The 12,497-nt window shown below is 55.3% G+C and carries 10 protein-coding genes; 6 read left to right on the top strand and 4 right to left on the bottom strand.

Annotated features, from left to right (window positions below; translation table 11 throughout):
* Positions 1-70 precede the first annotated feature (70 nt).
* Complete coding sequence (locus tag IPM58_13890) at positions 71-451, bottom strand: ABC-F family ATP-binding cassette domain-containing protein (GenBank protein MBK9308134.1); 381 nt, start codon at positions 449-451, stop codon at positions 71-73.
* A 653-nt stretch (positions 452-1,104) separates the two neighbouring features.
* Positions 1,105-1,275 (bottom strand): ATP-binding cassette domain-containing protein, encoded by a 171-nt coding sequence (locus tag IPM58_13885; GenBank protein MBK9308133.1) that lies wholly within the window; start codon positions 1,273-1,275, stop codon positions 1,105-1,107.
* Between the two features lie 3,295 nt (positions 1,276-4,570).
* Between IPM58_13885 and IPM58_13880 the strand changes: the two genes are divergently transcribed.
* From IPM58_13880 to IPM58_13865, 4 genes are all read left to right on the top strand, one after another.
* Complete coding sequence (locus IPM58_13880; GenBank protein ID MBK9308132.1) at positions 4,571-4,864, top strand: hypothetical protein; 294 nt, start codon at positions 4,571-4,573, stop codon at positions 4,862-4,864.
* Positions 4,854-5,231 carry a M23 family metallopeptidase gene (locus IPM58_13875; GenBank protein MBK9308131.1) on the top strand — a complete coding sequence of 126 codons (378 nt, stop codon included), beginning with the start codon at positions 4,854-4,856 and terminating at the stop codon, positions 5,229-5,231. Before IPM58_13880 ends, IPM58_13875 begins: the two co-directional genes overlap by 11 nt.
* Before the next feature lie 230 nt (positions 5,232-5,461).
* Positions 5,462-6,031, top strand: a complete 570-nt coding sequence (locus tag IPM58_13870; GenBank protein ID MBK9308130.1) for a transglycosylase SLT domain-containing protein — start codon at positions 5,462-5,464, stop codon at positions 6,029-6,031.
* 309 nt (positions 6,032-6,340) lie between these two features.
* Positions 6,341-6,931: a hypothetical protein gene (locus IPM58_13865; GenBank protein ID MBK9308129.1), complete on the top strand. Its 591-nt coding sequence runs from the start codon at positions 6,341-6,343 to the stop codon at positions 6,929-6,931.
* Between the two features lie 287 nt (positions 6,932-7,218).
* Here the strand turns inward: IPM58_13865 and IPM58_13860 are convergent, their stop codons facing one another.
* A complete protein-coding gene (locus IPM58_13860) occupies positions 7,219-7,734 on the bottom strand; it encodes a hypothetical protein (protein ID MBK9308128.1) in 516 nt (171 codons plus the stop codon).
* 222 nt (positions 7,735-7,956) lie between these two features.
* On the opposite strand from IPM58_13860, the gene IPM58_13855 reads away from it, so the two are divergent.
* Together IPM58_13855 and IPM58_13850 are read left to right on the top strand one after the other, a co-directional pair.
* Positions 7,957-9,528: an HDOD domain-containing protein gene (locus IPM58_13855; protein ID MBK9308127.1), complete on the top strand. Its 1,572-nt coding sequence runs from the start codon at positions 7,957-7,959 to the stop codon at positions 9,526-9,528.
* 223 nt (positions 9,529-9,751) lie between these two features.
* Positions 9,752-11,428 carry a GMC family oxidoreductase N-terminal domain-containing protein gene (locus IPM58_13850; GenBank protein MBK9308126.1) on the top strand — a complete coding sequence of 559 codons (1,677 nt, stop codon included), beginning with the start codon at positions 9,752-9,754 and terminating at the stop codon, positions 11,426-11,428.
* Between the two features lie 122 nt (positions 11,429-11,550).
* Here the strand turns inward: IPM58_13850 and IPM58_13845 are convergent, their stop codons facing one another.
* Positions 11,551-12,312 (bottom strand): CBS domain-containing protein, encoded by a 762-nt coding sequence (locus tag IPM58_13845; protein ID MBK9308125.1) that lies wholly within the window; start codon positions 12,310-12,312, stop codon positions 11,551-11,553.
* Positions 12,313-12,497 lie beyond the last annotated feature (185 nt).

Raw genomic sequence — 12,497 nt, 5'->3', positions numbered from 1 at the left:
CCCGTTGTTCATTGTAAGATAGGCCTCTTTCTTCCGTTTGGTTTCTGCACTTGGCTTCCCTGCAAGGATCTCAGCGCGCTCGTCGGCTTCCTCCGACGTCTTTTCGACTGCGCCGCTTCCCATTGACCATAATCAGCAAAAACCACTCGGCATGACCCATCCTATCCAACGCAAGAAGCCTCGTGGAGACACGGTCCAACAGCCACCGGTCGTGCGTCACCAGCACCAGTGCGCCGGTAAATTCCCAGTGCCTCTTCCAGCACAATATGCGCGGGATATCCAAATCGTGCGTGGGGTCATCGAGGACAGGAAGGTCAGCCGGTTCCATCAACCGGGCAATCAGCAACCGCGCCTGCTCCCCACCGGAGAGGCGTGAAACCGAGAGATCCAGCTGTTCCGGTTTGAAGAGGAAGCGCTTGGCCCAGGAAACGAGATGAATAGAGCGATCCATATATGATTGACAGCATCTCTGCCGGCCGGAGCAAGAGCACGCCGCACGGTCGCTTGCTGATCCAACGATTCTTGATGCTGCCTGCTAAAAGGTCACCACCGGCAGCCGATCCGCGCGCGTGATAGCCCCGCTATCAGGTTCCAACGTACCGGCCAGGAGTTTCGCGGATGGTTGTTCTGCTTATTTGCCCTAGCCCAGGAGTCCGATTCGCTCTGCCAGGGCCCAGGAGCAGATCAAGGCCAGATACGATCGGTCTTCCAACGAGCGATTTCTCAAGTCCTTCACAATCATCACTCGCTTTGACTTTCGTCCGGAAGCCGTAAAGTCGATGGCAGCCGGTGATCTCTGTCGCGACTTGAGCGTTGTTTAACCTGCCGATCAGCCGACCTGCAGAATCGATCCGGGCCTTGGCTTTCGTCGTATTAAAATTAGGCCCTCGCCTGAGCTATTTAATTAATGCTGCACATGATTGGCTAACGACGCCTGATAATCGGCTTGCGCTTGCAGCGCCGCCTCCCTCTGTTCGAGAAACTCACTATACCGACCGTTTGCCTCGAAAGACTCCAGCCATAGCTTCGGTCCAATTCCAGATCCGCGTCGTCACCGACTCCAAGAACCGCCGAGCGTGGCTGATCATGATACACGGCTAGCTTTCAGCCTTCAGCAGGGCTTTGAGCCATGCGGATCCCTTCGACGTCTTGATACCTGGTCGGCTCGTCCAGGAGCAGCACGTCGGGTTCCAGCATGAGCGCGCGCGCGATCGCCAGCCGCTTTCTCCACCCTCCGGATAAAATGAGACAGCTTGATCGGAGCGCAACAACCACCGCCGAGGCTCTAACGTTGGTTGTTTCGGTCGCCTTCTGTTCGGCGGATCAGGCGACCTTCATCAGGAGTGACCTGTGCCAGTGCGTTCGACTGAATGTTGCTCGGTACCTGCAGGTTTCTCGCGGAACATAACGGATCCGAACTGACGTCAGCGATCGGGCGTCCTTTTTGCATCAGGTTCAAGGCCGTCAAGATTCTTTGAGTGGTGATTTTGAATCTGCCAGCTGATCAATCCAACATGATCGCCTTCGCAGAGTCCGGATCGATAGACCGGTAAGACTTCCAGTTTGACTCCGTAACTCTTCTCGGGTAGACTTCACAGCTACAGGAGGCTGGCGGCACGGTGGAGTGTACTCACCATCACCGAGAGTGAAGGGCCTGTTTCTTCGTGGTAAAGTTGACACAGTCCCAGAGGAACAGTAGCCTGTCACCATCCATAGGCCTCACATCTCCACTCACGAGACCAGAGAAAGGGGAACTCAGTGACAAACTTGATCTGAGCATCCTAAGCCTGTGACAGCTCAGCCGCCGCCGCAGGCTGTGGCGGAAACAAGGCCGAAATCTAGGAAGACCGCCTCACCGCCGGTAAAGGTCAGGAGAAATCAAAGCGTATGGCTGCCTCCCAGGCCGAGCTCCCCGGAAGTCCCAATATCGTGGACCACCGATGAGAATCGGCGCGAGGTCTGGATCTACGATAAGGTCTCAACCTGATCGCGTGGATAGCGGCAAGCTCAACTCCTTGCCGGTATCATAATTCTCGGCGCCAATTCACGTGATAGTTCAAGCTCGTAACGCCAACGGACCTCACCATCATCAAAGTATGAGTAGACAAGAAGGTCCGAGACTTTGCGTACAACCCACCCAGTTCTGACCCATGGCCGGACGGATGCTCGCTATGAGGGGAAGGGGCAGTCTGGTCGCGATCCTGGCACCTGCCTTGCTGAGTGGGTGCGCGTCACCCATACCGGAGCCGGTTGAGCCTTCGCGCCGACGCCGGACATCCCGGAAGAACCGGGAGATGGCAGACCCGGGATGTTTGAAACCCCAAACGACTGAGAACTCCTCTCCGCTCGGCCGCCGTCCTCCAGGATTTGGGCTTTCAGGTCGAAGAAAGCCAGCGGAGAAGGCCGGTTTCTCCGAGCCACCAAAGAACGTAGCGCTCGAGAGTATGGCCAGTATGTCGCTGCTGGTACCGTTGCTCTCCCTTGGTGGGTCGCAGCCGGTTGACCTCCATCAGAAGATCGCCGTCCATCATCGCCCGTCCGGGCTTAATCCCGAAGCGACCCGCCAGGAAGTCCGCGTCGTGTTCTATCGGGTCGCATGGAAGGGGACGGGCAAGTGGACAATCGGGCCGTATCCCTCCGGGCGAGCAATATATGGAAATCATCCGAGATCCGGAGATCTACCAGCAATTTTTCGCCAAACTTTCCAAGGCGGTGTTTTTAGAAGCCCATCGAATCTGAGGACGTGGCATGAATACATTCACGATGCATATCCCATTGTTCGGCGCCGGCCTTCTGCTCGCCGGAATTCTTTCCCTGCAGGGTTGCGCCGCTCCCGAAGTGAAGCCTGACTTATTGGCCCCGACCGAAGCCCAGATGAAGATCCGGAGCCTCCAAACCAGGAGTTTGCACCACGGACCGAAACGCTGCTATTCGCGGTGTCATCGCCTCTCTACAGGACTTAGGTTTCATCATTGAACGGGCCAATGAAGGCCTGGGTCTCGTCACCGCGGCACGGTTCGCAGAACCGAACTACTACGACGTCGTCACGATCACTGTGACCGTACGGCAAGAAACGTCTGGAAAGATGAGCTGCCAATGCCATTTATAACAACAAACCCATCGACGACCCGAAGGTCTATCAGAACTTCTTCGCCGCGCTGCAACGAGCCCTGTTTCTTTCTCAGGAATCGACACCTCGTCATGATCGTCGAACAACCCCTGCGTTCGCGGACACTATCGCGATGGCTGATGCTGACCGCGCTTGTCGGAGCCGTCCTGGTCTCGGCCTGTACGCCCTACGAAATGCGACACGACAATCAATCGGATGCCAGACGCAGATCTGTTGTCTGAAGAGAGTCAGGTCAAGGTCAGGGCTGCGCAGACACGTGTGTTCGGACACTCCAGATAGGTACAAGATGCTCCAGGCGATCGTCACGGCCTTGCAGGACCTGAGCTGCAAGATCGACGTACTTCGACGAAGAACTGGGAATCGTGTCCGCCAAAAATATGTCGATCTCGAGCGACCGAGCTTCGATCCCTCCTATATCCTGTACCGTCCAGACACCTCCTGTTTCTTCGAGAAACTACCGAGCATGGGGTCCTTCTATCACCGCAGTGACCTCGTGTGACTGACCGTCACCGTCCGTGACCGCAATGCGTCGCAGCTCGTCGTCCGAGCCAGCGCACAATTTTATCTCCTGTGCCGTGGAAGATCCTGTGCCCTACCAACAGTTCTTCCCGCACCCTGGAACAAGCCGTCTTCCTGGAAGGACACGAAGTCGAACAGTCGGCCCGCGGAGGGCCTACCGAAGGACGGAATGTATTGACTGACTCCTACGCAAGAGATATTGTCAGCGAAAAATGAGGTGACATGACGACTCACGGTGTTCATACAGAGCAACTTCCATGGTGGGGATCTCGAGCGATGGCTGGGTCACTCAATCATGGTTCGCCTTGCGCGATTCTCCCAATCCTTGCGGGTCTCGTCATTTTTCCAGGTCCCTGGTTGGGCATGGAGTCACCTGTTCTTGCACAGGACGTGACGGCGACCTTGCCCCATACTTCACTATGATGGATCAGAAGAATCCTCACGTGCGGATACGATTCCAATCACCGACACTCTCGACCTGCCGAACGACGAAATCTACGAAACCGCAGAGAGTGACACACCCAACACCGCAGACCTACCAGAACAGCCCACCGAACAATTCGATGACCCCAACTGGCAGGAAATAACGGTCGCTAAGGGAGACAGTCTTGCCCGAATTTTCAAGCGGCTCCATCTGAGCCCTCAGGACCTGCACACACCCATGACCCTGGGAAAAGAAACATCGGTCTTAAAACGACTGGAAACCGGCCAGGTCGTGGTTTCAGGTGCTTGAACAACAGTTCGTGGCACTGAAGTACCCAGTGGACCTAGTCACGACCCTGCATGTTGCAAAAATGATGATGGCATTCAGGCCACGACCATCACCGAAGAACTTGAGACCCGTATTAATCACGCCACTGTCACGATCACAGATTCCCTGTTCCTGTCCGGGTCGCGGCAGGCCTCTCAGAGAATCTAGTCATGCAGCTTGTCGCCATTTACGGATGGGATATTGATTTTGCCCTTGATATTAGAAGCGGCGATCGTTTCTCCATAATTTACGAAGAGCATTTCAAGAACGGCAGGAAAGTACGCGAAGGACCGATTACGGCCGCAGAGTTTATCAACCGGGAACACCCTATCGTACCGTACGATTCACCCATGAAGATGGTCACCAGAATATTATTCCGATACCGGCCGCAGCATGCGCAAGGCCTTTCTGCGCACACCCGTGAAGTTCACCCGTATCAGCTCCAGATTCAGCGTGAAGCGTAGACACCCTATCCTCAACAGACTCCGTGCTCATCGGGGAGTGGACTATGCTGCGCCCAGCAGAACCCCTGTGAAGGCCACAGGCGACGGGACCGTCACCTATCTAGGGAGAAAAGGCGGATTGGGGAATGCCATCATTCTTAAACATGGTGGTCGGTATGATACGGTTTATGCGCACCTGTCCGGTTACAGGAAAGGGCTGAGAACCGGACAACGGGTCAAACAAGGGCAAATTATCGGCTATGTAGGGATGACCGGTCTTGCCACCGGCCCCCATCTTCACCATTATGAATTTCGCGTCAATGGCGTTCATCGGAATCCGCTGACCGTGAAGGTACCCAAGGCGAGTGGCATCCCGCAAACGCGATGAAAGATTTCATGGTGCAAGTTGAGCCGCTCTTGGCTGAACTTGATCGTCTCCAGGCCTCAGCAGACATGACAACGCGTAGACGGGATGATCATTCAAATGACTCCGTTGCCGCGATACAATCCCACTCCCGACAATAGAATGCTGGAATAATTCGCCGCATGGAGGGGCGTAATTCCTAGACCCTACCGACACATTTCCATTATTTCTTCCTCTTTGTCCTCACGGGAACGCTGTGGCTCACCGCCTGCGCCACGATTCCCCACGCAACATCACGAACTCCTGCGCTATCTTCTACGACAAAGGCAATTGGTATGGCCACGCCTCGTCTAGCTATAAAAATGGGGTGTTCCATCCACGTGCAGCTAGCCATCATTCATCAAGAATCGCGCTTTCGGTACAACGCAAAAGCTCCCAAGGATTATCTTCTTGGATTTATCCCGTGGGGACGCCAGTCGTCAGCCTATGGTTATGCCCAGGTCATGAAGGGAACCTGGAACTGGTACAAGAAGAAGACCGGCAACAGGCGCGCACACCGAGATAACTTTGCTGATGTCGTGGATTTTATCGGCTGGTACGGCAGCATGAGCGCCACAACACTGGGTATCAGCAAGTGGGATGCACGTAACCAATATCTGGCCTACCACGAAGGTCACGGTGGCTATCAACGTCAAACCTACAAGCGGAAACGTTGGCTCATGGCAGTGGCCCAAAAGGTCGAGCGTAACGCGGCTCGCTACCGCGCACAGTTGGCACGCTGTGAGAACAACCTCCATAACAAGGGATGGTTTTCGAACTTCTAATCCAACAGTGGCCACGCTTCTAGAGGCACCTCCGCTCGACTAAGGTGCTGCCTCCTCGTACGAACCAGTGCACCGCGCTTCATCTGCACCGTCGAAGAACCGCCCCTACCGGCAATTCTTCCGCACCCAAGAATAATCTGATCCAATTATCGATTTCTCGATCAATACCCTTGTTTAAGACAACGGAGGGCTGTTATGACCAGGAAAGCCTGACAGCCCCGGTATGTGAAGGTGCCAAGGCGCATTCAATGATCGGTCATTGATGAGACAGATTTTCTCGGCCATCGGCCATCACAGAAGGAGACCAGCATGACACACCTCCATCATATTTGGCGTCGACTCATGGTTCTTCCATTGCTACTCACCGGGCTTATCATGATGCCCACCGGTCTGGTGTCAGCCCATGACCCGACCGATGGGGGAATGGGACGATGGTCTGGTGGGACCGGGGTCGGTTTCTTGGGAGGCACGCCCGACGGGGTGGAGTTCGCTCTCAATGGGCACCTGGACTATTTCATAGCGGAAGACATCTCCATTGGTCCCTTAGTCCAGTATGCCGGCGCGGGTGATGATTTTCTCTTTGACCTCACAGTTCAGGGTAAGTATTGGTGGGCCATTCCTGGTATGAACAACCAGACCAAGCTGGTCTTGCAAGGCGGAATCGGCTTTGCGCGTGCCGGCGTGAGGGAGCCAGAAATTGGCTACGGTGATACCTTCAGCTCGTTCTTGATTCCTCTTGGCATTGGAGTCGATCATGCGGTGACTGAACAAGTGTCCTTGACGGCCGACTTCATGGTCAATATCACTGCGCTCGGACGGGAGTTCCGTGTCGCGGGGCAAGAAGCCGATTTTCATACGAACGTGATGCCTGGCCTGTATTTTGGTGTAAGGTTTTTCTGAGTCGACGGAGTCGCACCCGTCACCGATCAGGATCTAAGGCGAGAGAGACCCGCTGAGGTCTCTCTCGCCATCTCTGGCAGAGTCTGTGCTCCAAAGAACGGTCACCAGCCATGTTCTGGGTGGTGTACCCAGCGTTCAGAATCCGTGGCTTCCCTGCGGCGCCACTCTTCGCATGGCCCATGGGCAAAGCCAATTTTCCCCACCCTCTAAATTGTGAGGCCTTGCTGCTAGCAGGCTAGCCTCACATCCTTTGATCCTGGATTCAAGCTCGACTCTCAATCGTTATCTCACTCTTTCCCAAAAATCGTCCAGCCAGACTCTCCTGGCCCATAGGTTCTATTGGCATAGCATTTTGGATCGTCCGGCACCTTGTCACCGCCCTCGACCTCGCCCGACCATTTTCCAGCCGCCATGTATTTATAGACGAAACGGAACTTCGTGAGATCCTCACCCTCAGCATCTCTCAGATTGTCGCCTTGCGTCTTGCACATGGTGCCAAACTTACAGGCCAATCCTTTTTCTTTTCCAATCTGCGGGAAAAATTGCAGCTTCTCTGCATCAGGAAGTGTCAACGTCAGATTCTGGTTGACGACTTCTGTCTGCCACTTGCCGTTCGCCTTGTTGAAATACTTGACCTTCTTGATGAGGATCGTTTCACCCGAGTCATGCTTGTTCGTTACTTTGAACTTGATGTTCTTGCAGGCGTCCCCGGCCACCGCGATTCCAGACATCATCACGCTCACGACGATAGCAAACAGTGAAGCGATACCCCGACGGAAGTGGCAAGTCAGTATTCCTGTCATTGTAGCCCTCCTTGTCTCGCATGCCCGGTTCATGTACTGCCATTCGAGTCTTACGTTGGTGTTCGTATTGGCACTGTTTGAGATCTACAACTGACAAGGGCTGAAACGTATTCCTTCCTACCTCATAACGGATCGGTCGTTATAATTCTCTAAAATATCGTGCTCTTAAGCTTCGTATGATTCTGACCGATAGAGCTTTTGATCCCCAACCAGGACCTCCCTATGACTTCATCTGGCATGGCCACGGAATCAGCCTTTATCGACAGAATTCGCCCTCGTCTCCATCGCAAACTCAGGCCTCTCTTCAATGAATCCAGTCGCTGTCTTCCCATCTTACAGTCAACCTGCCAGCAAATCCTGAACCATATGGGGCCTCAGTCCAGCGCTGCGAGTCTGGCCCAAGTGATCAGCCGCGATCATGGACTCACGTGCAAAGTGCTGCAAGTGGCGAACAGCATCGCCTACAGCCCGCAGCAGACGATTGTGTCGGTCCCTCATGCCGTCAGTTGGCTCGGGCTCGACACGGTCCGCTCCCTCGTAGCGGCGGCTCATCTTGTCGAACAGCTGCACCATTGGCCGATTCGCCAGCAGGAGTTCCAAACCTTGATTGCCAAGTCTCTCATTTCAGCCACCTACGCCAGCGAACTAGGAATAGCCATTGGCTATCCACAGCCTGGGCAGTTGTTTACCAACACCCTCCTGTACTCGATCGGAGATTTGGCCGTTGCCTACGAAGACCCTGACCTCTTTCTCGCTCTTCAGGCCATTTCCACAAAAACCAAGCTCCCCTCGGAATGCGTGCTTCAAGAAACACGCCTGATCGGTGTACCTCGGCTGACCTTGGCGCAAGCCTTGGCCCACATGTGGAAACTACCGGATGAGTTGATCGAACTCTTCCGTCATGCCGAGGAACTGCCGATGGGACGCTGGCAAAGTGAGGCCCAGACTTACCGAGGAATCATCATTGGCTCCATTCGGTTGGTCGAGATGCTGACTGGTCCTGCCCCGCGGACGGCTCGGGAGGAAGCCAAGAAAATGCTCCAAGACGGAAGCGGACTCTCTTCCGGCCTCTTCACGGACCTAACGATACGGGCCATGGATCGGGGGCGTCAACTCATCCGCTCAATGGGATTGTCCATCGACTCCTCCGACGAACCCATACCACCACCAACCGGGATGAACGCCACAAGCGCAATCCCGCACCCATCCCCCAAGAACCAGACGGTAGGTAGCAACCAGGCAGTGGTGCCACCGAAAGATGAACCTGCTGCCCCCATTCAAACCAAGCCGCTTGAAACACTCCTCGCCTTTCAGAACTCGCTGCAAGCAGCGAAAGATCTCAACAGCCTACTCGGGGCATATGTCCAATCCCTCCATCAGGATGCCGGATTTCATCGTGTCGGCCTCGCGCTCCTGAACCAAAGCGATAGTGATCTGCTTGTCGGGAAATTGGTGCTCGGTGGGACCCCTCCGGCGCACTACCTCCGGTCCCTTTCAGGTTCACTCAGCCGCGAGCATCAGTTTTTCCTCACGGTTCTCAAGCGAGTCGATCCCCTCCTCGTTCCTAATTTTTCCGACCACAAGGCCGAGACTCTGAAGCAGGACTTTCTCGAAGTTTGGAAACCAACATCGGCGATCGTGGCGCCGTTGCGGGTTGGAGCGAAACCGATCGGGCTCATCTACTGTGACCGATCGGCAGGCAGTCAACCGATGCAGTCTCAGGACTATCAAGCCTTTCAACTGTTCTTCGCCCAAACAACCTTGGGCATCAACCGACTAGCCGGCATCCTATAGCGCGCCATCACATCGACAGTGTGCTGCCTCTATGGTACGCCTGCCAAGATCCCACCCATAGACAAATCCATTACCTGGGCTGAGCTCCGTCATGAGGCGGAAGCGGTCGCTTTTCATAACCGATTGCCCTATTCTTTCCAATAGACACCCTTCAGATCGACGATGAGTACGCCGAGGGACGCACAGCGCCCACACCGGCCAACTCCAACAATGGGAGGACGCCATGACTTTCACCCCTTCAACCTACGCGAATTTCGTCTCGGAGGACACGGCCGCCCGGGAGCGCCTGTTCCTGGAGTACATCGGCTGGCGCGAAGACTTTGACATCATCATCGTTGGCTCAGGAATCGGCGGCGGGGTGCTCGCGGATGACTTGGCTGACCGACTCGGTTTGCAGAAGCGGATTCTTGTACTGGAGGCCGGATCGTTTCTCTACCCCACTCATGTGTACAACATCTCCCGTATCCCCAACAGCAGCTTAGCAAAGCACTTCGGCTGCGATACGTTCTGGCAGACCTGGCACAGCGGCGCGCAGAACTACATCGGCGAAAAGCCGCAACTCAACTTCGGCGGCCGGTCGATCTTTTGGTCCGGATTGATCCCGAGCATTCAGGGGTGGGAGCTGGACTACTTTCCGTCTCGGGTTCGACAAGACCTAGCGGGCGGGCTGTTGGATCAAGCCGGGCAGACGATGAATGAGTCGAGATCGATGGGAGCCACCGCCAAGGATGTGGTCGACCGGTTACGGGAGTCCTCGCTCAACGACGACTTTATCATCGAGGAAACGCCACGTGCCTTGCACCAACCTTATCTGAAACCTGATGGCACACCAAAGGACGACTTCTTCACCGAAGGAACCGGCGTCTTCAATACGGCCGAGCTCCTCGTAAACCAGGTCGGGCTGACACCAGGCGTGAACCACGGGGATGGGCCAGGTTTGCACCTGCTCCTCAACCATTATGTCGAAGATGTGCAGAATCACGGCAGCCATCTGACGATTGTTGCCCGCAATACTCGGACCGGCCAAGCCAGATTTTTCACGGCAGGGACGGTTGTGCTCGCTGCCGGGTCGATCGAAAGTCCAAAGCTACTCCGCCGCTCCAGCATGTTTCCGTGGTTGCCGCAGAACGTGAAGGACCTAGTGGGGCGTGGCCTCACGGATCATCCCACTTCGAACGAGATCACGACGTTCACCACGAACATCGGCAACATCTCGCTCGGACAGGATGACCACGCTAAGATCATCTTCTACTCGCGCGGTTTACGCGATTCCAATAACGAGATTCGTTTTCCCTTCAACGTTGAGATGAACCTCAACCACGAGTACTGGCACCTTCGGGAGAACGACCCTCAGGCGGCGCCCTCACCTCAGACCGGAGGAGCGGCTCGGATCGACATCAAGTTCAGCTTCGGGAACTGCCTGGACGAGAACAACGAGGTCAAGCCGGCCCCTCCATTCGGGTACGTTCCGGAGATCGCCTTTCGGAACCAGAGCTGGGCCGATTATTTAGCCGGGTCACGATTTCCCGCGTTGGCTGGGTGGCAAAAGAATCCAGAGCAGATCTGGGACGTGCTCAACCAGGTGACCTTGCGAATTTTCTCGCAGTTTCAGTTCAACGGCCAACCGGTTCAGCCGTCCGACAATGCTCGGTTTGGAGAAGGAGGCAAGGGGTTTGGTTGGGGGACCGTCCACCATGCGGTCGGCAGCTTGCGAATGCCCTACCGACCGAGGCTCAACGCACCCTTTGCCGACCACTCGGTCGTGGACGAGGACCTACGTGTGATCGGAACGGACCGGCTCTATGCGTGCGACATGTCGATCATGCCGCTGAGCTCAGCAGCCAATCCGGTGCGCACCCTGGTCGGCCTCGCCCTCCGGCTCTCGCAACACCTTGGCTGATCGACGATGCGTTGCCGGTTGTCCATGCCGACCTGATTGCATGCAGCACTTCCCTCAGGTCGACCATCGTCGATCCGTTGCCTCCACGGCACCAGACTGAACGCGGAGACCAGGAGTGAATGTTACACAGATCGCTGCGCTTCGAAGGCCCGCAGGAGGTCAGAAACAGAGAGGACGCCGATGATGGTGGCATCAGCGGTCACGGGCAGATGTCGGATGCCGTGTTTCTTCATGAGCGAGCGTGCATCGGCTAACGATTCATCTTCCTCAATCGTAACCAGGGATCGACTCATACAAGTCGCCACGCTTGTTGCGTTGGGATCGAGACCCTTGGCGACCGCCCTACGGGTCAAATCAGACTCGGTGATAATCCCGACATAACGGGACCCATCGTCAACAATCAGTGAGCCGATCCTATACTTCTGCAAGACTTGTCCTGCTTGTTTGATCGTCGCTTCTTTATGGATGCTCCGAACCTCGTGCGACATATACTCTTCAACTAGGGTCTGATCTTCTCCCTTTCCCTTCCTCGTGGCCTGCAACCGACGACGTAATTCGAGATCGGCCAAGCAGCTCTCCAGCACTTGTCGACGCTGCTGAAGACCCGCTCGTTCGACATCGAAGGTTCCACTTTCCTGCGCTTCTTCGGGTAGGAGGACGGATTCCCCAGTTTTCGTGAAAAAATAGGCCTCCGATTCGTCGGATGCAGCCCCAAACACCTGGGCTATCAGATCTTCAGCCGCCTCGTCGAAATCTTCGAGTGAAGCCGACCCGCGTTTGCGTGAGAGAAAGGGCTGGAATTTGACGAGCTGTTGCTTAAACCGCTCGACGTATCGATCGAGAATATCGCTTCGCGTCAACCCCGTTCGAACTCGTTTCGGCATAATCCCCCTCCTCTGTTGTGTGTGCGAGAATAGCTTAAGCCGACGAGAGGCTCAAGGGCCAACAGCGGGCCTTTTCAAGATCACGGCATCCAAATATTATCACTTGATTTTTTGACGGTCTGGGCTTATTCCATTCCCCCTGAACGCTCATCAACCATTGCCTCAGATATTGAACGGATTCAGCC

The organism is Nitrospira sp. (genome assembly GCA_016715825.1).
Taxonomy (GTDB): domain Bacteria; phylum Nitrospirota; class Nitrospiria; order Nitrospirales; family Nitrospiraceae; genus Nitrospira_D.
Note: the sequence above shows the minus strand (reverse complement) of the source record. Positions and strands in the feature narration are given on the sequence as shown.

Coding starts and splice junctions, on each gene's coding strand:
- IPM58_13850 (MBK9308126.1), top strand. CDS start 9,752: ATGACTTTCACCCCTTCAACCTACGCGAATTTCGTCTCGGAGGACACG.
- IPM58_13890 (MBK9308134.1), bottom strand. CDS start 451: ATGGATCGCTCTATTCATCTCGTTTCCTGGGCCAAGCGCTTCCTCTTC.
- IPM58_13860 (MBK9308128.1), bottom strand. CDS start 7,734: ATGACAGGAATACTGACTTGCCACTTCCGTCGGGGTATCGCTTCACTG.
- IPM58_13855 (MBK9308127.1), top strand. CDS start 7,957: ATGACTTCATCTGGCATGGCCACGGAATCAGCCTTTATCGACAGAATT.
- IPM58_13865 (MBK9308129.1), top strand. CDS start 6,341: ATGACACACCTCCATCATATTTGGCGTCGACTCATGGTTCTTCCATTG.
- IPM58_13845 (MBK9308125.1), bottom strand. CDS start 12,312: ATGCCGAAACGAGTTCGAACGGGGTTGACGCGAAGCGATATTCTCGAT.
- IPM58_13880 (MBK9308132.1), top strand. CDS start 4,571: ATGCAGCTTGTCGCCATTTACGGATGGGATATTGATTTTGCCCTTGAT.